Consider the following 21,950-nt stretch of genomic DNA (forward strand, 5'->3'; position numbering starts at 1 on the left):
CGCGGGCGGCGCGCGCCGCGGTGTCGGCGGCGACGGCGTCGGCGACCACCCGTGCGGCCGCCGCAGCCGCGTCGGCCGCGCTCCGACGGCGGGCGTCGACATCGGCCGCACCGGCCGGGACCGTGATCCCGGCGAGCACCGCGCGCTCCCGCTCGGTGGCCGTCACCGCCGCCTCGGCCGAGGCGACCGCGCGCGCGGCCGCGGCGAGCTCCTCGGTGGCGTCCCCGACCCGGCCGACGAGTGCGTCCAGCGCCTCGACCCGCGCGGTCGCGGCGGCCACGGCGTCGTCGGTCGCGTCGTCGTAGGAGGACAGCTGGCCGGCCAGGACGTCGGCCCGCTCGCCGGACGCCGCGGCCTCGCGGTTGGCCTCCTTCGCGATCGCGTCGTAGACGTCGAGGCCCAGCAGCCGCACGAGCATCCGCTGCCGGTCGGCCGGCTTGGCGTGCAGGAACTCCGCGAACGCACCCTGCGGCAGGACGACGCACTGGCAGAACTGGTCGAAGGGCAGCCCCAGCAGCCGCTCCACCTCGGGCGTGACGCCCGAGTCGGCCGCGAGCACCTGGGTGTCGCCCTCGGCGTCCCCGGCGTCGACGAGCCGTTCCAGCCGGGCGCTGCGCACCGACACCTTGTCCTGCGCCGAGCGCCGCAGCTCACGGGCCGCGACGTAGCGTTCGCCGCCGACGTCGAACACGAGCCGCACGACGCCGCGACCGACGCTCGGCGCGAGCGCCAGCCGCACGGCGCGCCGGTCGTCCCAGCGCGGCACCGACCCGTAGAGCGCGAAGCACATCGCGTCGACGACCGTCGACTTCCCCGCACCCGTCGGCCCGACGAGCGCGAAGTAGTCGGCACCGGTGAAGTCGACGACCGCCGGCTCCCGGAACGCCGCGAACCCCTGCATCTCCAGCCGGACCGGCCTCATCGCGCACCCCCGGTGTCGGAACTGGTGACCGCGTCGTGCAGCCGGGCGAACAACGCGTCGAGCCGCGGGTCGGCGACCGCCCGGTCGCGGCAGTACTCGCCGAACAGCTCCGCCGGGCTGCGCTCGGCCCCCCGGCCCTCCGACGGCCGCGACCCGCGGACCGGCGCCGCGAACTCGGGGTCGATCCGCACCTCCAGCGCGTTCGGCAGCACGGCCGTGACGTCCTCGCGCAACCCCGCCCGCGCGGGTTCGCGCACGAAGACGCGCAGGTAGTCGTCGCCGACGGTGTCGCGCAACGCGGCCAGCTCGTCGACCGTGCCGTGCAGCGTGCGCAATCCGCGGCCGGCGGTGACGGGGATGTCGGTGGCCCGGGCGGGCGTCGTCGCCGTGGCCTCGACCAGGCAGACGACGCTCGTGTTGGCCTGCTCGCCGAAGTCGACCGCGAGCGGCGAGCCCGAGTAGTGCACCGGCGCGGGCGCGGCGAGCATCTGCCTGCGGTGCAGGTGGCCCAGCGCCACGTAGTGGGTGTCGGCCGGGAAGATCGACGCGGGCACCGAGTACTCGAAGATCGACTGGGCGAGCCGCTCCCCTCCCCCGAACGTGCCGTTGAGGACGGTGAGGTGCGCCGCCACCAGGTTCACCGAGTCGGTGCGGAAACCGTCGGTGAGCGAGCGCACGATCCCGCGCAGCTGCTCGTCGTAGGCCGCGTTGTGCTGGGCCGGGAGCTGCGCGACGAGCTCGGCCGCCCGCACCGCGTAGCGCTGCGACAGGAACGGCAGCACCGCGATGCTCGCCCGCTCCCCGCCGCGGGTGACCATGTCGACGACGCCGCCCTGCTCGGCCGTCCGGACCGTCCCGACCAGGGTGATCCCGGCCGCCGCGGCGAAGGGCCGGTACGCGTCGAGCGCCGCGCCGTGGTCGTGGTTGCCGCCGATGACGACGACCTCCGCCCCCGTACCCGCCAGCGCGGTGAGAGCCTGCACGACGAGCTGCTGCGCGGCGGCGTTGGGCGCGGCGGTGTCGTACAGGTCGCCGGCCACGACGACCAGGTCGACCTCCTGCTCTCGGGCGATCGCGACGATCTCGCGCAGTACCTCGCGCTGCTCGTCGAGCCGGCTGTGGCCCTTCAACGTCTTGCCGACGTGCCAGTCGGCCGTGTGCAGGATGCGCATCGCCGCGAACGGTATTCGCCACCCCCGACAGGACCGCCGCCGGGCGCCCGGCGCGTCCCGCGGCCCGCCGCCGGGCGGTGAAGATGGACGCGGCGGGGGACGCGGCGCGGGTGGACGGCGCCAGGTGGACGGCGCCAGGTGGACGGCGCCAGGTGGACGGCGGCGCGCGGACGGCGGCGCGCGGCTCCGGCTGGCTGCTGCGGAGCGACCGATCCCGTGCTCGTGCCGCCCGCTGCCCTGGCGCCTGCCCACGGCTCGGGTCACCGCCGGGGTGGGGTCGTCGGGTGAGGCCGCCGGTGTGAGACCGCCGGGGTGAGGGCCGCCGCGGCGCGGATGATCCGCCGCCCGGGTGGGGCCGCCGCTCAGGTTGCCGCTGCCCAGGACGAAGGGACGGACGCCGACAACGGCCGCCGCTTCGTCGAGCCGCTGACCTGGTGATCACTGATCGCGGGACGTGCGGTGCTCTATTCGACCTCAACGTCCCTGGATCGACGATCAAGTGCGCTCCGCCGCGGACGCCACACGCGCACACAGGCGTCCTCCCGTGTCCTCGATCTACGAGGATCCCCAATCATGATCACGATCCGCGGGACCTGAGCGCCGCCCATTGCGCCCATGTCCCGGCGACGGCGATCAACGAGGTCCGGGACCGTGGAACTCCCTAGCTGGACGGCCACAGACCGCAGCCTGCCCCCGGCCACGGCGAAGATCGCCATACCCGGGACCTCAGCGCCGCCCCGCGCGCTATGTCCCCGCCACGGCGATCAACGGGGCGGCCCAGCCGTCAAACCCGCCCGCCCCGGACAGTCACCGACCACAGCTGTCCCCGACCACCGCGAAGATCACCATCCCCGGGACCTCAGCGCCGCCCCCGCGCGCCCATGTCCCCGTCACGGCGATCAACAGGGCACTCAGCCTCGGTGCACCGAGCCGGACTGCCACGAACCCCGGCGTGTCCCGACCGCCGCGATGATCACCATCCCCGGGACCTCAGCGCCATCCACCGCGCCTGTGTCCCGGTACCGATGATCACCCCGCGAGCCGACCAGGGGCCTGGGCCGAGGGGCCCAGGGCCACGCGACCGCGCGCTCCGCCGCCCCGAGCTTCGCACACCCACGCGGCCACACCAGCCGCACTGGATCACCGCCCTCGGACCCCAGCGCCTGTGTCCCGGCAACGATGATCACCGTGTCGGTCGGCCAGGAGTCCTCCCGACGCACCACCACATGCACAGTCATGGACCAGCGACTTCGGCGCTACCCGATGCCCACCATCCCCGGTCCCGGGCCTCCACGCACGACGCCGTCCCGCCGGCGTCGATCATCCGGCGGTCGCGGCAGCCGTCAGGCGGCGCAGGGCGCCCGTCAGCGCCTCCACGGCACCACCCGACTCCGTGAGCCCGTGCCGGGCCGCGATCCAGGACGGCTCGTTCCAACCCAGCCACACCGTGCCGGCTTCGTCCTCCCAGGCGAGTGCCTTGAGGGGCAGGTCGATGCCCGCGGTCTGGTGCTCCTGCATGAGCGGCGTCCCACCCTGCGGACGCCCGAACAGGAGCAGCACGGTCGGCCGCAGCGGGAGGCCTGCACTCGCGGCCGCGGCGGCGTGGTCGATCCGGGCGAGGACGGTCAGGCCGGCGGCCTCGACGGCGGCGGCCAGCCGGTCGACCGTCTCCGCGACGGGGTACGGGGACGGCACGGCCGTGAGGCCGTCGATCTGGGTCACATCGGGCTCCAGGGACTCGGACTGGCTGCGCGGCTCAGAAGGGCGGCGGGTCGTCGGCGCCCGGGAGCCCGGCGAAGGGGTCGCGGCGGCGCCCGCCGTTGGTCCCCGCGGCGCCCGGCGCCGTCCCGGCCGGGGCGGCAGCCGGCTCGACCGCCTCCGACTCCCGCGTCGCCCACGCCGGGAACGGGAACTCGACGGCCAGCGGCACCGGGATCTCGGGCTGGGAGACGAACATCGTCCCGGGCTTGGCCAGCACGGCGCGAGCGCGCTGCGTCGGGGGCAGGAACCCGTACTCGGGACGTCCGGCCTCGGCCGGGTCGAGCCGTCCGACGATCTTGACCGACGAGTTGGACACGATCCGCCGCTCGACCTCGCTGGCCGTCTGCTGGGCGCCGACCAGGATGATCCCCAGCGACCGGCCGCGTTCGGCGATGTCGAGCAGGACCTCCTTGATCGGGCTGGACCCCTCGCGCGGCGCGTACTTGTTGAGCTCGTCGATCATCGTGAACAGCAGCCCGCCGGGCCCGGCCTGCTCCTTGCGCGCGGTCTCGGCGGCGAGCGTGACGCCGACGACGAACCGCTGCGCCCGCTCCGGCAGGTTGTGCAGGTCGACGACGGTGACCTGGGTGTGCTCGGTCGTCACCCGGCGGCCGGGGGTGTCGGGCAGGTCGCCGCGGACGATGCCGCGCAACGGCTTCAGGCTCGACCGCAGCCGCCGCAGGAACGCGTTGACCGTGCCGACGCCGGTGACGGGGCCGGCCCAGTCGCGCCGGGCGTCCTCGTCGGTGAGCCGGTCGGAGACGAACTCGACGAGGTCGTCGTAGGTGCGCAGGACCTGGCCCTCGATCATCACGGCACCCGAGTCGCCCACGGCCGACACCTCGCGCTTGAGCCGGGACGCGACCTGGTGGATGACCATCGTGTACTGGTTGCGCTCGTCCTCGGCGTCGGCGAAGGCGTAGGGCAGCAGCTCGCGCGAGCAGAACTCGCCGAGCGTCCACCAGAACGCCGCGATCCCGTGCGTGCGGCCGACGACGTGCGGGCGCCCCGAGGGGTCGTCGGGCATCGGCGGGGCGAAGAAGCCCACCGAACCGAAGGGCGCGGCGACGAGGTCGAGGCGGGCGTAGTCGGCGCGCAGGTCGTCGTCGAGGTGCACGTTGGGCCGGTCCAGGAACAGCAGGTCCTCGCCCTTGACGCTGAACACGAGCGCCTTGGAGTTGAGTGCCCGGCGGCCGAGCGCGCCGCCGGTGAACAGCGAGTAGAGCAGGAACAGCGCGAAGCTCGTCTTCGTCGCGACGCCGGAGATGCCGCTGATCGAGACATGGCCGCCGCGGGTGCCGTCGAGGAACTCGAGGTTGAGGTAGACCGGTTCCCCGTCGCGGCCGAGTCCGGCGGCGACGCGCTTGTCCATCCGGTCGAAGTACAGCGCCTGCGCCCGCTCGGCGCCCGTGGCGCGACGGACGAGCTCCCCCGGCCGCGGCGGTACGTAGCACTCGGGCTCGACCCGCGTCGTCATGATCTCGGCGATCTCCTGCACCTGCGCGGGCAGCACGCCGTCGGAGATCAGGAAGACGTCGGATCCGAACGTCGCGCCCTCGTGCCGGGCGCGGACCTCGGTGACGACCCCGCTGGTGACGACGACGCCGACGCCCGGGACCTCGCGCTCGGTGGCGACGACGTCGTCGAGCTGCAGGTAGGCGCCCGGGGCGAGCGCGACGGCGAACTCCAGGGGTGTGGAGTCCTCGGTGCCGACGACGCGCCCGACCGACGCGGCGACGGCGTCCTCCGGCGACCCCGAGAGGTCTGACAAGCCGGCCACGGTCCTCCTCAGGTACGGGTCCGCACGACCCTATCGACGAGCCCCGACAGTCCCGCGGGCCCGCGGGGAGGAGGGATCAGCGCCGCAGCGCGATCCGCGCCCACGTCGCGGCCAGCACGACGATCGCGAGCAGCGCCAGCACGAGCCCGATCGAGGGGCCGACCCCGCCCTGCGGGACGGAGATCTGCCGCGACCAGACCGCCCAGACGCCGTTGATCGTCGAGATTCCGCAGCCCGCGGCGCACACCCACGCGAGCGCCCAGTAGCGCAGCCCCAGCGCGAGGGCCGAGCCGACGACGCCGAACAGCAGCGCGGTGATCGTGAACAGCCGCGGGAGGATGCCGAACCACTCGCCGCCGACGAGGATGCTCCAGCCGGCGACGTCGCCGATCCACGGCAGCAGGAACGCCCCGATCAGGACGAGCACGGCGATCGACACGACCATGGCGGTGGCGCCGGGGTCGATCCGCCGTTCGACGCGTCGCGCGACGTCGCGCAGCTCGCGGTCGAGCTCGCTGAGCCCGTCGGTCATGCCCTGCTCCTCACGTCCGTCGCGGCCAGGCTCGTCGCCTGCCATCACGCACCGCCCGCCATCACGCACCGCCCGCCATCACGCACTGCCCGCACTCATGGCCGGCCGCCTTCACGCCCCGGCCGTCGAGCACGCCGCGACGGCGGGGGCCGGCGCGGGCGCTCCGAACCCCGGAAGTCCCAGGCCCGTCGGGGCGCCACCGGGACGGGTACCCGCCTCGAACGCGTCGCCTGCGCGGGTGCGCCGGTGCGACAGCAGCCCGTCGTCGGCGACGAGGTGGTGCGGCGCGCCGTACCCGACGCGCACGGTCACGACGTCGCCCGGGCGCACCGGCGCCGCGCCGGGGGCGAAGTGCACCAGCCGGCCGTCGCGGGCGCGGCCGGACAGCCGCCGGGTGGCCGAGTCCTTGCGGCCCTCCCCCGTCGAGACCAGCACCTCGACCACGCGACCCTCGAGCGCCCGGTTCTGCTCCCAGGAGATCCGTTCCTGCAGCTCCACGAGGCGCTCGTAGCGCTCCTGGACGACGGCCTTGGGCAGCTGGTCGGGCAGCGTCGCGGCGGGGGTGCCGGGCCGCGGCGAGTACTGGAAGGTGAAGGCCTGCGCGAAGCGGGCGCGTTCCACGACGTCGAGCGTGGCGCGGAAGTCCTCCTCGGTCTCACCGGGGAAGCCGACGATGATGTCGGTGCTGATCGCGGCGTCGGGGATCGACCCGCGCACCTCGTCGAGGATCGCGAGGAACCGCGAGGACCGGTAGGAGCGGCGCATCTCGCGCAGCACCCGGTCCGACCCCGACTGCAGCGGCATGTGCAGCTGGGGGCACACGTTGGGCGTCTCGGCCATCGCGGCGATGACGTCGGAGGAGAACTCGCGCGGGTGCGGCGAGGTGAACCGGACGCGCTCCAGCCCCTCGACGTCGCCGCAGGCGCGCAACAGCTTCGAGAACGCCTCGCGGTCGCCGAACTCGACGCCGTACGCGTTGACGTTCTGGCCCAGCAGGGTCACCTCGAGCACGCCGTCGGCGGCGAGCGCCGACACCTCGGCGAGGACGTCGCCGGGGCGGCGGTCGCGCTCCTTGCCGCGCAACGACGGCACGATGCAGAACGTGCATGTGTTGTTGCAGCCCACCGAGATCGACACCCAGCCGGCGTAGGCCGACTCGCGCCGCGCCGGCAGCGTCGACGGGAAGACCTCCAGCGACTCGCGGATCTCGACCTCGGCGCGCTCGTTGTGCCTCGCCCGTTCCAGCAGCGTGGGCAGCGCCCCGACGTTGTGGGTGCCGAAGACGACGTCGACCCACGGGGCCTTCGCGACGATCGTGTCGCGGTCCTTCTGCGCCAGGCAGCCGCCGACGGCGATCTGCATGCCCGGCCTGGCGGCCTTGCGCGGCGCCAGGTGCCCCAGGTTGCCGTAGAGCTTGTTGTCGGCGTTCTCGCGCACCGCGCACGTGTTGAGGACGACGACGTCGGCGTCGTCGGTCCCCTCGGCGCGGACGTAGCCTGCCGACTCGAGCAGACCCGCCATCCGCTCGGAGTCGTGCACGTTCATCTGGCACCCGTAGGTGCGGATGGTGTAGCTGCGGGTCACGCGCCCGAGGGTAGGCCGTCGCCACCAGGCGCGGTGCACCGGTGCCGGGCACGGGGCTCGACCCCGCACGGGCGCTCGGGGGAGGATGCGGCCGTGGCGCACGCGGCGGGTGGGCCGACGGTGACGCGCACCCTCGGCAGGCGGGGGTTCCTGCGTGCGGCCGCCGCCGGAGGGCTCGCTACGGCCGCGCTGCCGCTGCTGGGCGCGTGCTCGTCGAGCTTCGCCGGCGTGCGGCTCGCGATCGCGACCGGCGCGACGCAGGGCGTGTACTACACCCTCGGCCGTGTGCTGGCCGACGTCTGGCAGGAGCACCTTCGGCTGCCCGCCCGGCCCGAGGTGATCACCACCGCGGGCTCGGTGCAGAACCTGGCCCTCGTCGCGTCCGGCGGCGCCGACGTCGCGTTCAGCCAGGTCGACACCGGTGCCGACGCGCTGCCGGGCATCCCGCTGGACGACCCGCGCTCGCTGCGCGCGCTGGCGCGGATCTACGACGACGCGACGCAGGTCGTGGTCCGCGCCGACTCCTCCTACCGGGCACTCGCCGACCTGCGCGGCGCCCGGGTGTCGATCGGGGCCGCGAACTCCGGTGTCACGCCGATCGCGCAGCGGCTGCTGCGGGGAGCGGGCCTGGACCCCGACCGTGACATCCGGCCGGCGGCGCTGGGCATCAACGACTCCGTCGCCGCGATGCAGGCCGGCACGATCGACGCGTTCTTCTGGTCCGGCGGGCTGCCGACCGTCGGCGTCGCGACCCTGGCCGCGGCGGTGCCGGTGCGGCTGCTGGACCTGCAGGACGTGCTGCCCAGGGTCCGTGCGGCCTACCCCGTCTACTCCACGGGCACCGTGCCCGCGCAGACGTACGGGATCCCCGAGCCGGTGACCACACTGATGGTGCGCAACGTGCTCGTCGTCCCGGCCGCGATGGCCGACGACGTCGCCGGTGCGCTGGTCGACGCCCTGTTCGCCGAGCAGCCGCGGCTGTCGGCGGCCAACGCGGCCGCGCTGACGATCGACGCCCGCGCCGCCATCGGCACCCAGCCGATCCCGCTGCACCCCGGCGCGGAACGGTTCTACCGTTCGACGAAGGCGCTCTGACCGGTCTCGTCCGGCCCCGTCTCGTCCAGCCGTCGCCGGAGGAAGCGCCGCTCGGCCGGGTTGGTGGCGAGTGCGAGCGCCCGCGCGTACGCCTCCCGGGCCTCGGCGACACGGCCGGTGCGGCGCAACAGGTCCGCCCGCGACGAGTGCAGCAGCCGATGGCCGTCGAGAGAGTCGATCCGGTCCAGCAGGGCGAGCCCGGTCGCGGGCCCGTCGACCATCGCCACCGCGACCGCGTGGTTGAGCGCGACGACCGGCGACGGGTCGAGCCGCGACAGCGCGACGTAGAGGGCAGCGATCTCCGACCAGTCGGTGGCCTCGGCGTCCGGGGCCGCGGCGTGCACCGCGGCGATGGCGGCCTGCAGCTGGTAGCGACCCGGCCGCCGGCGCCGAAGTGCGTTCTCGACCAGCGCGAGACCTTCGGCGATCCGGACGCCGTCCCAACGGCTGCGGTCCTGGTCGGCGAGCAGGACGAGGTCGCCGGCGGCGTCGGTGCGGGCGGCGCGGCGGGCGTCGGTGAGCAGCATGAGCGCGAGCAGGCCGAGGACCTCGGGCTCGTCGGGCATGAGCCGGGCGAGCAGCCCGCCCAGCCGGATGGCCTCGTCGCACAGCTGCGGGCGCAGCAGGTCCTCCCCCGCCGTCGCGACGTAGCCCTCCGTGAAGACCAGGTGCACCACCGCGAGCGCCGCGGTGAGCCGGGCGGGCAGGGCCGCGTCGGTGGGCACCGTGAACCGGATGCCGGCGTCGCGGATCTTGCGCTTCGCCCGGACCAGCCGCTGCGCCATCGTCGCCTCGGGGACGAGGAACGCCCGCGCGATCTGGGCGGCCGTGAGCCCGCCGACGGCCTGCAGGGTCAACGCCACCTGCGCCGGGACGGCCAGCGCCGGGTGGCAGCAGGTGAAGACGAGCCCGAGTCGGTCGTCGCCGACCCGCAGCAGCTCGGCGTCGGGTCCCAGCGGGTCGGCCACGTCCGGCCCGGCCGTGCCCGGCTCCCCGGTGCTCGTCGGGTCCCGGGCCAGCTGGGCGTGCTTGCGCGCCCCGACGCCCGCGCGGCGCAACCGGTCGAGGGCCGTGCGGCGGGCGACCGTCAGCAGCCACGCCGCGGGCTCGTCCGGTACGCCGTCGACCGGCCAGCGCACCAGCGCGACGGCCGCGGCGTCGGACAGCACGTCCTCGGCGAGCTCGACGTCGCCGAGGCGGCGGGCGAGGGCCGCGAGCAGCCGGGCCCGGTCGTCGCGCCAGGTGCGGGCGAGGACCTCCGCGGGGTCGCCGCCGGTCACGCGCCCGGTCGCTCCGCGAGCGCGACCGGGACGGTGCTGCCGTCGGGCATCAGGTCGCGGATCGGTCGCACCTCGATGCACCCGCGCTCGGCCAGCGGGCAGCGGGCGGCGAGCTCGAGGGCCTGGTCGAGGTCACGGCACTCGAGCACGAAGTAGCCGCCCAACGCCTCGACCGACTCGGCGAACGGACCGTCGGTGACGAGCACGTCGCCGTCGCGGACGCGCACCGTCGTCGCGGTCTCGATGGGGTGCAACGGGTCCGCGGCCAGGAACACGCCCTGTTCGCGCAGCTCGCGGGTGTACTCGCCGATCCGGACGAGGGTGTCCTCGTACCCCGGCGTACCCGGCTCGTACCGCTCGCACCCGTAGATCAACAGCATGTAGCGCATGGCTGCTCCCCCTCGTCGCTCCCCAGCCGGACCGTAGCCCGCTCCTGACGCCTCCGACAGGGAGACGAACGCGCCGGCGGCGACTCGACACCGCGGCCCGGGCGAATCTGCGCGACGGGTGTCGAGAGGCGCCGCGGCCGTTCGTCTCCCCCGTGAAGAACCACCGGAGAACCACCCACCGGGACGACCACCGACGAGGAGCCCTGCCATGACCACCACCGCCCGGCCCGCCGCCCTGCTCGACGAGTACGCCCGTGCCCTCGACGGGTTCGACGACGCCCTCGCCCGCGTCCCCGCCGAGGCGCTCGACGGGCCGTCGGCCTGCTCCGAGTGGACGATCCGCGACGTCGTGGGGCACGTCGTCTGGGGCCAGGACCTGCTCGCCGCGCTCGCGCAGGGCCGCCCGCACCACGACCGGACCGGGGCGCCGGGCGCACCCGCGCCGGGGGTCCTCGTCGCGGGCGACGCCGTCACCGGCTGGCGCCGGGCGCGGGCCCGGGCCGACGCGACGCTCGACGAGCCGACGCTCGGCCGCGTCGTCACGGTCCCGCCGTTCGGGGAGATCCCGCTCGCGGGCTTCGTCACGCTGCTCGTGACCGACCTGCTCGCCCACAGCTGGGACGTCGCCCACGGCGCGGGCGTCGGCATCCAGCTCGACCCGACGCTGCTCGACGGGGCTCTCGGCTGGTCACGCGGCCACATCCAGCGCGGGCCCGGCGCGATCGGACCCGAGGTTCCCGTGCCTGCCGACGCCGACCTGCAGGCCCGGTTCCTGGGGTTCCTGGGTCGCGACGCCGCCCGCCCCGTGCGCTGAGCGGCCGGACCTCATTCGGCGGCGGGCAGCCGGGCGATCACCCGCAGCCCGCCGCCGGGCGGGGTCTCCAGCCGCAGTGCGCCGCCCGCGAGCTCGGCGGTGCGGGCGGCGATGGCCAGCCCGAGCCCGGAGCCGTCGACGTTGCTCTGGTCGGGCGCACGCCAGAACCGGTCGGTGGCCCGGTCGAGGTCCTCGGGCGCGATGCCGGGCCCGGTGTCACGGACGCCGATCTCGACGGCGCCGTCGACGGCGCACACGGCGACGTCGATCGTGCCGCCGTGGGGGGTGAACTTGACGGCGTTGTCGAGGAGGGCGTCGAGGACGGTCTCGATGCCCCCCGCCGGTGCGCGCGCGGCGAGGCCACGGGACCCGATGCGGCGCAAGGTGAGCCCGGTGTGCTCGGCGAGCGGCCGCCAGGCGTCGATCCGGTCGTCGACGGCCGTGTCGACGTCGACGGTCTCGGTCACGGCCACCCGCTCGGCGCGGGCCAGCGCGAGCAGCCCGTCGAGGACCGCCGAGAGGCGCTCGGCCTCCTCGAGCGCGGCGACGTGGTCCTCGGCAGCCGGCCGGGCGACGTGTCCGTCGAGGTTCGACAGCCGCAGCCGCAGGGCCGTCAGCGGGTTGCGCAGCTGGTGGCTGGCGTCGGCGACGAAGGCCCGCTGCGCCGCGAGCGCCTGGGTGACGGTCTCGGCCATCTCGTCGAACGAGGCCGAGAGTCGCCGCAGCTCGGGCGGTCCGGACCCGTCGGACACCGGTTCGGCGGGGCCGCCCGCGAGCACCGCGCCCGCCACGCGGTGCGTGCCCTCGTCGAGCCGGCGGACCGGGCGCAGGATCCAGCGCACGACCGGCAGCGCCACCACCGTCCCGACGGCCAGTGCCAGCAGGAACGCCCCGAGCACGATCGACCAGACGCGGACCTCCTGGACCCGCAGCGCGTCGGTGGGCGACACCGTGACCGCGACGCCCCGCACCTCCCCGTCGACGAGCACGGGCTCGGCGAGCACCACGGGCCGGTCGTCCCAGGGCATCAGCAGCGGGTAGGGCTCCGAGCGCCGGTTGGCCAGCGCGAGCCGGACGCGTTCCTGGCCGTCGGCGTCGAGCACCGGCGGTACCGGCTCCGACGCGGCGACCAGCTGCTGCGACCGGTCGAGCACCGCGACCTGGACGCCGTAGACCTCCTGGTAGCGAGCCAGCTCGGCGGCCAGGCCGGACGCGTCGGCCTCGGTGATCGGGCGTTGCGCGATCGACGCGAAGAAGATCGTGTCGGTCAGCCGGTCCGTGAACAGCTCCTGCTGGGCCGAGCGCGTGTCGGCCAGCGCCAGCGGCACGCCGAGCCCGACGGCGAGCAGTCCCATCAGGACGAGCACCGTCACCAGCAGACGGCTGCGCACCTCGCGCTACCCGGCGGCCGGGCCGTCGGCGCCGTCCACGCCGCCCACGACGTCGGCGCCGGGCGCGCCGGCCGCGGGCTCCGTGGGGACGCCGAGCCGGTATCCGACGCCGCGCACGGTCTGCACCAGGTCGGCCCGGCCGAGCTTCGTGCGCAGCGTCGCGACGTGGACGTCGAGCGTCCGGTTGGCCCCCGGCCAGCTGCGGCCCCACACCTCGGCGACGATCCGGCTGCGGGTGCACACCGTCCCCCGCGCGGCCGCCAGCAGCGCGAGGACCTGGAACTCCTTGCGGGTCAACGAGACCTCGGCTCCGTCGACGGTGACGATGTGCCGGTCGAGGTCGACCCGCACGCCGTCCACGGCGACCTCTCCCCCGGGAGCGGCCGCACCGGACGGGGTGCCGCGGCGCCGGCACACCGCGTGCACCCGCGCCACCAGCTCGCCGATGTCGTAGGGCTTGACGATGTAGTCGTCGGCCCCGGAGTGCAGGCCGAGGATGCGGTCGTCGACCTCGCCGCGCGCCGACACCACGATCACCGGGACGTCGGAGACCTGCCGGATCGCCCGGCACACGTCGACGCCGTCGACGTCGGGCAGGCCGAGGTCGAGCAGCACGACGTCGACGCCGGACAGGTGGTCGACCGCCCCGCGGCCCTGGGCGAGCCGGGTGGTCGTCATGCCGTGCCGGTGCAGCGCGGGGCGCAGCGCCGCGGCGACCCGGTCGTCGTCCTCCACGAGCAGGATGTGCACCCGGCGAGCCTCTCAGGCGACGGCGCACCGGACGCGACGCATCGCGCGAATTCCCACGTCGTGCCGGGGCAACGTTATGAGCCTGCAACCCTAAAGGTTGCCCAAGGGGATGGACGCCACTGTCGGATCCGCCCTAGCGTCCCGCCATGCCCGAAGCCTCATCAGTGAGCGATAGCACACCGATGGTCCGGATGTCGGCCGTCGAGAAGCACTTCGGCGACCTGCACGTTCTGCGCACCATCAACCTGGAGGTCGCGTCGGGTCAGGTCGTCGTCGTCTTGGGGCCGTCGGGCTCGGGCAAGTCCACCCTGTGCCGCACGATCAACCGCCTCGAGCCCATCGACAGCGGCGTCATCGAGGTCGACGGGAAGGTCCTGCCCGCCGAGGGCAGAGAGCTCGCGCGGCTGCGGGCCGACGTCGGCATGGTCTTCCAGAGCTTCAACCTGTTCGCGCACAAGACGATCCTGGAGAACGTGGCGCTGGCGCCGATCAAGGTGCGCAAGACGCCGAAGGCGGAGGCCGAGAAGCGCGGCATGGAGCTGCTCGAGCGCGTCGGCATCGCCAACCAGCGCGACAAGTACCCCGCGCAGCTGTCGGGCGGCCAGCAGCAGCGTGCCGCGATCGCGCGCGCACTGGCCATGCGGCCCAAGGTGATGTTGTTCGACGAGCCCACGTCGGCGCTGGACCCGGAGATGGTCAACGAGGTCCTCGACGTCATGACCGGGCTGGCGAAGGAGGGGATGACGATGCTCGTCGTCACCCACGAGATGGGCTTCGCCCGCCGCGCCGCACACCGGGTGATCTTCATGTCCGACGGCGAGATCGTCGAGGACTCGACGCCCGACTCCTTCTTCACCGCGCCGAAGTCGGACCGCGCCAAGGACTTCCTCGGCAAGATCCTCACCCACTGACAGGGCCGACCAGGCAGAACACCACCGTCCACGTCCAGACAGCAGAGACGGAGATCCGATGAAGTTGCGTACCCTGGTGGTCGGCCTCGTGGCCGGCGCACTGGCACTGAGCGCGTGTGGGAAAGAGGGGTCCCCCGGCAGCGAGGGCTCGGGCGTCTCGCAGCAGGTCGCCGCGGGCGTCCAGGTCACGGGTTCGCCGACCTTCGACGCGATCCAGCAGCGCGGCCGCGTCGTCATCGGCGTGAAGGACGACCAGCCCGGCCTGGGCTTCAAGGACGCCACGACCGGCCAGTTCTCCGGGTTCGACATCGAGATCGCCCGGCTCGTCGCGGCCCAGCTCGGTTACGGCGCCGACAAGATCGACTACAAGACGGTGCCGTCGGCGGCCCGCGAGGACACGATCTCCCGCGGTGAGGTCGACTACTACGTCGGCACCTACACGATCAACGACAACCGCAAGCAGCGCGTCTCGTTCGCGGGTCCGTACTTCATCGCCGGCCAGGGCCTGCTGGTCCGCTCCGACGAGACGGCGATCACGGGCAAGGACACGCTCAAGGGCAAGAAGGTCTGCTCGGTGACCGGCTCGACGCCGATCCAGCGGGTCCGTGACCAGGGCCTGACCGAGCCCGGCAACATCGTCGAGTTCCAGACCTACACCCAGTGCGTCGACCAGCTGCTCGCCAAGCAGGTCGACGTCGTCACCACCGACGACGCGATCCTCAAGGGCTACGCCTCGCAGCAGCCCGACAAGCTGAAGGTCGTCGGCGAGACGTTCTCGACCGAGCCCTACGGCATCGGCCTGAACAAGGACGACGCGGCGCTGCGCGCCAAGATCAACGACATCCTGCAGAAGGCCTACGACGACGGCACGTGGCAGAAGATCTACGACTCCACCCTCGGCAAGTCCGGCTCCGCCGGATCGCCGCCGCCGCTGCAGCGCTACTGACCGGATTCCGGCGGGGCGGGTCGCACGCGCGGCCCGCCCCGCCGTCGGCATGAGGAGCCGATGTCGATGAACGTCCTGCTCGACAACCTGGACCTCTACGGTCGTGCCTTCCTCGGCACGATCGAGCTGTTCCTGGTCGCCGCCGTGGGGTCGCTGGTCCTGGGTGCGATCGTCGCGGCCATGCGGGTCAGCCCGGTGCCGATCCTGCGCACGTTCGGCATGCTCTACGTGAACCTGATCCGCAACACCCCGCTCACGCTGGTGTTGTTCTTCTTCGCGTTCGCCTACCCACGCCTCGAGATCGTCGACCTCTCGTTCTTCACCCGGGCCTGCATCGGGCTGATCCTCTACACGGCGGCGTTCGTGTGCGAGGTGCTCCGGTCGGGCATCAACACCGTCCCGGTGGGCCAGGCCGAGGCCTCCCGGGCGCTCGGCTTCGGGTTCAACCAGACCCTGACGACGATCGTCATGCCGCAGGCGGTCCGCGCCGTCGTCCCGCCGCTGACCAACGTCCAGATCGCCCTGCTCAAGAACACCACGATCGCCTCGGGCTTCTCGGTGTTCCAGGCGGGCGGCATCTACCAGGAGCTGTCGGAGAACGGCTACAACGTCCTCGTCGGGCTCCTGTGGATCGCGCTGGGCTTCCTGATCCTCGTCGTGCCGCTGACACTGCTACAGCGCAACCTCGACCGCCGCTGGAGCGTGGCGACATGACCTCGGTCCTCTACGACGTCCCCGGTCCGCGCGCGCGGGTCCGCAACGGCCTGATCGGCGTGATCGGCACGCTCGTCGTGCTCGGCATCATCGGGTTCGTCGTGTACCGGCTGGCCGCGACCGGGCAGTTCGAACCACGGCTGTGGGAATGGCTGCAGTTCCGGGCCATCCAGCTGCTGATCGTCGATGCGCTGCTCAACACGCTCAGCGCGTTCGGCGTCGCGGCCGTGCTCTCGCTGGTGTTCGGCGCGATCTTCGCGGCCGGCCGGATGTCCGACCACGCCTGGCTGCGCGGGCCGTCGACGGCGATCGTGGAGTTCTTCCGCGCGGTCCCGCTGCTGATCCTGATCTTCATCCTGTACTTCGGCGTGTCCCAGACCCTCGGGCTCAACCTGTCGACGTACTGGTCGCTCGTGCTGGGCCTGATGCTCTACAACGGCTCCGTGCTCGCCGAGGTCTTCCGGGCCGGCGTGCGGGCGCTGCCCCGCGGGCAGAGCGAGGCGGCCTACGCGCTCGGCCTGCGCAAGACCCAGGTCATGACGAACGTCCTGCTGCCGCAGTCGTTGCGCGCCATGCTGCCGACGATCGTCAGCCAGCTCGTGGTGGTGCTCAAGGACACCGCGCTCGGGTTCATCATCCTGTACCCCGAGCTGCTCTACCAGGCCCGTTACCTGGGCAGCCAGGGTCAGCTGGGCGCACCGATCCTGCAGGTCGCCATCGTCATCGCCGTGCTGTACATCCTGATGTGCCTGCTGCTGTCCGGCCTGGCACAGCTGCTCGAGAAGCGCAGCCGCCGCCGGCGGCCGGGCGGGGCCGACCCCACCGAGATCGTCCGCGAGGAGGAGAAGGTCGCCGCCGCACAGGCCCAGGGCGGTGGCGCCCAGGTCGGGGGCTGAGCGTCGGCGGCCAAGGGGGTGCCTGACGGATCGCCGGCCGCCCCCTACCTAGTCCTTGCGGCCGCTGATCGCCAGCCCGGCGCCCATCAGGATCATCAGGACTCCGCCCGTGCCACCGAGGCGGCGCATCCGCGTGGGTGAGGTCGCGAGCCAGCTGCGGGCGGCGCCCGCGACGAGGCCCCACACGCTGTCGCACACCGCGGCCAGCGCGACGAACGTCATGCCGAGCACCAGCATCTGCGTGGCCGCGCTGCCCGCGGCGGGGTCGGTGAACTGCGGCAGCACGGCGGCGAGCAGCACGATCGCCTTCGGGTTGGTGATCCCGACGAGCCCGCCCTGCAGGAACACTCGCCGCCGCGCGGCCCTGACGTCCTCCCCAACGTCCGCGCCGGTGCCGGTCACCTCGGCCAGCACGTCGCCGCGCGCGAGCCACGTCCGCACGCCCAGGTAGATCAGGTACGCCGCGCCCGCGAGCTTGAGGGCGGTGTAGGCGATCACGGACCGCTCGGCGATCTCGCCGGCCCCGAACGCGACGGCGACGACGAGCACCGCGACCCCGGTGGCGTTGCCCGCCACGGACAGCAGCGCGACACGGCGGCCGTGCGCGAGGGCGCGGCCGACGATGAACAGCACGCTCGGCCCCGGTATCACGACCAGGACGAGCGCGCCCAGCATGAACGCGAGGGAGTTCCCCAGGGTCGGCACGGACGGACGGTAACCCGGCTCCGACGTCCGGCGCGAGGGAGTTGCCGCTGGGCGCGACGTCCGCTTCGGGTGATCGGTCCCGCTTATGCTTCGCCGCGTGTTCGGGATCCTCCGGCCCTGCCGGCACACGCTCCCCGGCGGGTTGAAGGCCGACTGGACGGGCCATCTCTGCGGGCTCTGCCTGGCGTTGCGCGACGAGCACGGCCAGCTGGCGCGGACCGTCACCAACTACGACGGGCTCGTCGTCTCGGTGCTGGTCGACGCCCAGACCCCCGCCGCGCCGCGACGGCGCCGCGCGGGGCCCTGCCCGCTGCGCGGGTTCCGCACCGCGGGCGTGGCCACCGGGGAGGGTGCCCGGCTCGCGGCCGCGGTGTCGCTGGTGCTGGCGTCGGCCAAGCTCGCCGACCACGCCGCCGACGGCGACGGCGCGATGTCGCGGCGTCCCGTCGCCGCGGCCGCACAGGCACTGTCGCGACGGTGGGCGGGCCAGGCGCGCAGCGGGTCCGCGGCGCTGGGGTTCGACGCGGGCGTCCTGCTCGACGCGGTCGCCCGTCAGCCCGCGGCCGAGCTGTCGGCCGGCAGCGGTGTCGCAGGTCTGCTGGCCGCGACCGAGCCGACCGAGACCGCGACCGCCGCCGCGTTCGCCCACACGGCCGTGCTCGCCGGGCGCCCCGGGAACGTCGCGCCGCTCGCCGAGGCGGGCCGGCTCTTCGGCCGCCTCGCGCACCTGCTCGACGCCGTCGCCGACCGGCGCGCCGATGACGTGGCGGGCGCCTGGAACCCGTTGACGGCCACCGGGACCGACCTCGTCACCGCCCGCCGGCTCGCCGACGACGCGACGCTGGGCGTGCGGCTCGCGCTGGCCGACGTCGACTGGGAGCGTCCGCGGCTGGTGCACCGGCTGCTGGTGCACGAGCTGGAGCGCGCCGTCGGCCACGCCTTCGCGCACGCGGGTGGGCCCGGGAAGACCGACCCGGAGACGGCCCCGGAGAAGGTCGACCTGACGAAGCACCGTGACCCGGCCGGCGACACGGCCGGCGGCCGCTTCGGCAACCGCCGCGGGCTCCTCGGCGGTTGTGCCGCGGCGATCGGGCTGTGCTGCACCTGCCAGCTCTGCTGCGCCGACGAGTTCCCGGGACCGTGGAGCGGGCAGCGACGCCTAGGCCTGTGCGCCAACAACGACTGCGGGTTCTGCGACTGCTGCGACGGGTGCCCCGACTGCTGCGACTGTTGCGACGGCTGCGACTGCTGCGACTGCAACTGCTGACCGTCGCCGCGCTCAGCCGCCGTAGAAGACCCGCTCGACGACGGCCCGGGACCGCCGCGTGGTGCGTCGGTAGTCGTCGAGGAACACGCCCGGGTCGCCACCCGGCGGGTAGCCGAGCGCGCTCGCGACGGCCGCGAGCTCACGTCCGGACCGCGGCAGCTGGTCGCCCGGCTTGCCCTTCACCAGCATGACGGCGTTACGGGCCCGCGTGGCGATCGTCCATCCCGCGGTGAGCGCCGCGACGTCGTCGTCGGTGAGCAGCCCGGCGTGCGCGGCCTCGCGCAGCGCCTCGAGCGTCGACGTCGTGCGCAGCTCGGGCAGGTCGCCCGCGTGCTGCAGCTGCAGCAGCTGCGCGGTCCACTCGACGTCGGCGAGCCCGCCGAGACCGAGCTTGGTGTGGGTGCTGCGATCGGCGCCGCGCGGCAGCCGCTCGACGTCGACCCGGGCCTTGATCCGCCGGATCTCGGTGACCGACGCCGCGGGCAGCCCGTCGGCCGGGTACCGGATGGGGTCGACGAGCTCCACGAACCGCTTCCCGAGGTCGGCGTCACCGGCGATTGGCCGGGCCCGCAGCAGCGCCTGGGCCTCCCACACCTCGGCCCAGCGGGCGTAGTACTCGCGATAGGACCGCAGTGTGCGCACGAGCGGGCCCTGCCGGCCCTCCGGTCGCAGGTCCGCGTCGACGACGAGCGCCGGGTCCGGGCTGGGCGAGCCGAGACCCCGGCGCACCGACTCGACGACCTGCGTCGCCCACCGCACGGCGGCGGAGTCGTCGACCCCCTCGACCGGGTCGCACACGAACAGCACGTCGGCGTCGCTGCCGTAGCCCAGCTCCGCCCCGCCGAGCCGGCCCATGCCGATGACGGCCAGCCGCGCGGGCGCCGGGCCCTCGGCCGACCGTTCCTTGACCGCGGCGTCGAGGGTCGCGGCCAGCACCGCGCACCACACCGACGACAGTGCCTCGCACACCGCCTCGACCGACAGCAGCCCGAGCAGGTCGGCGCACGCCACCCGCAGCAGCTCGTGGCGGCGCAGCGAGCGCGCGGTGCCGACGGCCGAGGTCATCCCCAGCTGGCGCCCGACGGTGGTGCGCAGCGACGCGGCGACGTCGGCCGGGTCGCGGGTGAGCTCGTCGGGCCGGCCCGCGGTGGGGCTCGCCAACAGCCGCAGCACCTCCGGGGCCCGGACCAGCAGGTCCGGGACCAGCAACGACGTACCCAGCAGCCGCATGAGCCGCTGGGCGACCGCGCCCTCGTCGCGCAGCAGTCGCAGGTACCACGGCGTCTGCGCGAGCGCCTCGGAGACCTTCCGGTACGACAGCAGCCCGCGGTCGGGATCGGGGCTGTCGGCGAGGTCCTCCAGCAGCACCGGCAGCAGCGTGTGCTGGATCTGCGCGGCCCGCGACACCCCGCTGGTCAAGGCGCGCAGGTGGTTCAGCGCCCCTTCGGGCGACGCCCAGCCCAGCGCGGCGAGCCGGGCCGTGGCCGCCTCGGCGGACATCCGGACCGCGTCGGCGGGCAGCCGCGACACCGACTCCAGCAGTGGCCGGTAGAACAGCTTCTCGTGCAGCCGCCGCACCCGGCGCGCGTTGCGATGCCACTCGTCGAGCAGCACACCGACGACGTCGCGACGGCCGTCGTGGCGCAGCCGGGCCGCCCGGGCGAGCCAGCGCAGCGCCTCGACGTCGTCCTCGGCGGGCAGCAGGTGGGTGCGCCGCATCCGCTGCAGCTGCAGCCGGTGCTCGAGCAGCCGCAGGAACCGGTACGACGCGGCGAGGTTCGCGCCGTCGTCACGGCCGATGTAGCCACGCCGGGCGAGCGCCTCCAGCGCCGTCAGCGTCGACGGCGAGCGGATCTCCTCGTCGGTGCGGCCGTGGACGAGCTGCAGCAGCTGCACCGCGAACTCGACGTCGCGCAGCCCGCCGCGGCCCAGCTTCAGCTCCCGCTCGGCGTGGTCGGGGCGGACGTGCTCCTCGACCCGGCGGCGCATCGCCTGCACGTCGGGGACGAAGTCGTCGCGCTCGGCGGCCTTCCACACCATGGGCGAGACCGTGTCGAGGTAGGCCTGCCCCAGCTGCGGGTCGCCGGCCGCGGGCCGGGCCTTGAGCAGCGCCTGGAACTCCCACGTCTTGGCCCAGCGCCGGTAGTAGGACTCGTGACCCTCCAGCGTGCGCACGAGCGCGCCCTGACGGCCCTCGGGGCGCAGGTTGGCGTCGACCTCGAAGCAGGCCTCACCGGCTACACGCATCATCCGGCTCGCGATGCGCGTGGCGGTCTGGTCGGCGGGCTCGGCGACGAACACGACGTCGACGTCGGAGACGTAGTTGAGCTCGCAGCCGCCGGTCTTACCCATCGCGATGACGGTGAACCGGGCGTCCGGGCCGGGGTCGAACTCGGCGACCGCGACGGCGAGACAGGCCCGCAGCGCCGCGAGCGCGAGGTCGGCGAGCTGGCAGGCGACGTCGTCGACCTCCATCACCGGCAGCGACGCGTCGCCGACCGCGGCGAGGTCGGCCGCGGCGAGGCCGAGCAGCTCGTCGCGGTAGGCCGTCCGCAGCGCGGCGACGGCCTCGGCGCCCGTCAGCGTCGCGACCGAGCCGCCCGGCGCGCCCGCGAGGGGCGCATCCGGGTCGGCACCGACCGCGCGCAACAGGTTGGCGGTGCGCCGCGCGAGGTCCGGCGGCGGGTCGTTGCGGTCGGGACCGTCGGCCAGCAGGGCCCAGCGGTCCGGATGGGTGACGAGATGGTCGCCCAGAGCCGTGGACGACCCCGTCAGCGCGAACAGCCGCGCACGCAGGCCGATGTCGGCGCGCAGCTCGGTGTCGATCGTCGACCACTGCGGCGCGGCGTCGGCGAGGCGTTCGACGGTGCGCAGCGCGAGGTGCGGGTCGGGGCTGCGGGCCAGCGCCCACATGATCTCCTCGGCGCCGGGCGCGGGGTTCTCGTCCGCCCACCAGCCGAGCTTCTCGAGCGTCGGTTCCGCCCACGGCTCGACGAGCCCGAGCCTCGCCAGCGACGTGCCACCGCTGCGATCCACCACGG

Annotated in this window: 19 protein-coding genes; 7 read left to right on the forward strand and 12 right to left on the reverse strand. The window is 74.2% G+C overall.

The window, feature by feature from the left end; translation table 11 throughout:
* From PSD17_RS09370 to miaB, 6 genes are all read right to left on the reverse strand, one after another.
* Positions 1-922, reverse strand: a 922-nt coding sequence (locus PSD17_RS09370) for an SMC family ATPase (RefSeq protein WP_339122390.1), incomplete at its 3' end; no start/stop codon positions are given.
* Positions 919-2,094: an exonuclease SbcCD subunit D gene (locus PSD17_RS09375; RefSeq protein ID WP_339122391.1), complete on the reverse strand. Its 1,176-nt coding sequence runs from the start codon at positions 2,092-2,094 to the stop codon at positions 919-921. The genes PSD17_RS09370 and PSD17_RS09375, both read right to left, overlap by 4 nt.
* Positions 2,095-3,414: 1,320 nt before the next feature.
* Positions 3,415-3,816, reverse strand: a complete 402-nt coding sequence (locus tag PSD17_RS09380; protein WP_013676032.1) for a DUF302 domain-containing protein — start codon at positions 3,814-3,816, stop codon at positions 3,415-3,417.
* Positions 3,817-3,850: 34 nt separating this feature from the next.
* Complete coding sequence (locus PSD17_RS09385; protein ID WP_339122392.1) at positions 3,851-5,635, reverse strand: ATP-binding protein; 1,785 nt, start codon at positions 5,633-5,635, stop codon at positions 3,851-3,853.
* 76 nt (positions 5,636-5,711) lie between these two features.
* Complete coding sequence (locus PSD17_RS09390) at positions 5,712-6,167, reverse strand: Rv2732c family membrane protein (RefSeq protein ID WP_339122393.1); 456 nt, start codon at positions 6,165-6,167, stop codon at positions 5,712-5,714.
* Between the two features lie 111 nt (positions 6,168-6,278).
* Complete coding sequence (gene miaB / locus PSD17_RS09395) at positions 6,279-7,751, reverse strand: tRNA (N6-isopentenyl adenosine(37)-C2)-methylthiotransferase MiaB (RefSeq protein ID WP_339122394.1); 1,473 nt, start codon at positions 7,749-7,751, stop codon at positions 6,279-6,281.
* Between the two features lie 93 nt (positions 7,752-7,844).
* Between miaB and PSD17_RS09400 the strand changes: the two genes are divergently transcribed.
* Positions 7,845-8,846, forward strand: coding sequence for a TAXI family TRAP transporter solute-binding subunit (locus PSD17_RS09400; protein WP_013676036.1), 1,002 nt, complete (start codon positions 7,845-7,847; stop codon positions 8,844-8,846).
* Here the strand turns inward: PSD17_RS09400 and PSD17_RS09405 are convergent.
* Positions 8,822-10,126: an RNA polymerase sigma factor gene (locus PSD17_RS09405; RefSeq protein WP_339122395.1), complete on the reverse strand. Its 1,305-nt coding sequence runs from the start codon at positions 10,124-10,126 to the stop codon at positions 8,822-8,824. The two genes, PSD17_RS09400 and PSD17_RS09405, sit on opposite strands and share 25 nt — an antisense overlap.
* Positions 10,123-10,515: a YciI family protein gene (locus PSD17_RS09410; RefSeq protein ID WP_013676038.1), complete on the reverse strand. Its 393-nt coding sequence runs from the start codon at positions 10,513-10,515 to the stop codon at positions 10,123-10,125. The genes PSD17_RS09405 and PSD17_RS09410 overlap by 4 nt, the downstream gene beginning before the upstream one ends.
* Positions 10,516-10,723: 208 nt before the next feature.
* Between PSD17_RS09410 and PSD17_RS09415 the strand changes: the two genes are divergently transcribed.
* Positions 10,724-11,329, forward strand: coding sequence for a TIGR03086 family metal-binding protein (locus PSD17_RS09415; protein WP_339122396.1), 606 nt, complete (start codon positions 10,724-10,726; stop codon positions 11,327-11,329).
* A gap of 11 nt (positions 11,330-11,340) precedes the next feature.
* Here the strand turns inward: PSD17_RS09415 and PSD17_RS09420 are convergent, their stop codons facing one another.
* Together PSD17_RS09420 and PSD17_RS09425 are read right to left on the reverse strand one after the other, a co-directional pair.
* Entirely contained in the window at positions 11,341-12,720 is a 1,380-nt protein-coding gene (locus tag PSD17_RS09420) for a sensor histidine kinase (RefSeq protein ID WP_339122397.1), read from the reverse strand.
* A gap of 6 nt (positions 12,721-12,726) precedes the next feature.
* On the reverse strand, positions 12,727-13,470 hold the full coding sequence (locus PSD17_RS09425) for a response regulator transcription factor (protein ID WP_103380082.1): 744 nt from the start codon (positions 13,468-13,470) through the stop codon (positions 12,727-12,729).
* A 182-nt stretch (positions 13,471-13,652) separates the two neighbouring features.
* On the opposite strand from PSD17_RS09425, the gene PSD17_RS09430 reads away from it, so the two are divergent.
* From PSD17_RS09430 to PSD17_RS09445, 4 genes are all read left to right on the forward strand, one after another.
* Positions 13,653-14,381 carry an amino acid ABC transporter ATP-binding protein gene (locus PSD17_RS09430; protein ID WP_013676042.1) on the forward strand — a complete coding sequence of 243 codons (729 nt, stop codon included), beginning with the start codon at positions 13,653-13,655 and terminating at the stop codon, positions 14,379-14,381.
* A gap of 58 nt (positions 14,382-14,439) precedes the next feature.
* Positions 14,440-15,327: a glutamate ABC transporter substrate-binding protein gene (locus PSD17_RS09435; RefSeq protein WP_013676043.1), complete on the forward strand. Its 888-nt coding sequence runs from the start codon at positions 14,440-14,442 to the stop codon at positions 15,325-15,327.
* 66 nt (positions 15,328-15,393) lie between these two features.
* Complete coding sequence (locus PSD17_RS09440; RefSeq protein WP_013676044.1) at positions 15,394-16,041, forward strand: amino acid ABC transporter permease; 648 nt, start codon at positions 15,394-15,396, stop codon at positions 16,039-16,041.
* On the forward strand, positions 16,038-16,937 hold the full coding sequence (locus tag PSD17_RS09445; protein WP_013676045.1) for an amino acid ABC transporter permease: 900 nt from the start codon (positions 16,038-16,040) through the stop codon (positions 16,935-16,937). Before PSD17_RS09440 ends, PSD17_RS09445 begins: the two co-directional genes overlap by 4 nt.
* Positions 16,938-16,985: 48 nt before the next feature.
* Here PSD17_RS09445 and PSD17_RS09450 read toward each other — a convergent pair whose 3' ends face one another.
* A complete protein-coding gene (locus tag PSD17_RS09450) occupies positions 16,986-17,642 on the reverse strand; it encodes a LysE family translocator (protein ID WP_339122398.1) in 657 nt (218 codons plus the stop codon).
* Positions 17,643-17,739: 97 nt separating this feature from the next.
* On the opposite strand from PSD17_RS09450, the gene PSD17_RS09455 reads away from it, so the two are divergent.
* Positions 17,740-18,909, forward strand: coding sequence for a DUF5685 family protein (locus tag PSD17_RS09455; RefSeq protein WP_339122399.1), 1,170 nt, complete (start codon positions 17,740-17,742; stop codon positions 18,907-18,909).
* A 12-nt stretch (positions 18,910-18,921) separates the two neighbouring features.
* Here the strand turns inward: PSD17_RS09455 and PSD17_RS09460 are convergent, their stop codons facing one another.
* Positions 18,922-21,948: a bifunctional [glutamine synthetase] adenylyltransferase/[glutamine synthetase]-adenylyl-L-tyrosine phosphorylase gene (locus PSD17_RS09460; protein WP_013676048.1), complete on the reverse strand. Its 3,027-nt coding sequence runs from the start codon at positions 21,946-21,948 to the stop codon at positions 18,922-18,924.
* Positions 21,949-21,950: the final 2 nt, after the last annotated feature.

The sequence above is a fragment of the Pseudonocardia sp. D17 genome (genome assembly GCF_036984265.1).
Classification (GTDB): domain Bacteria; phylum Actinomycetota; class Actinomycetes; order Mycobacteriales; family Pseudonocardiaceae; genus Pseudonocardia; species Pseudonocardia benzenivorans.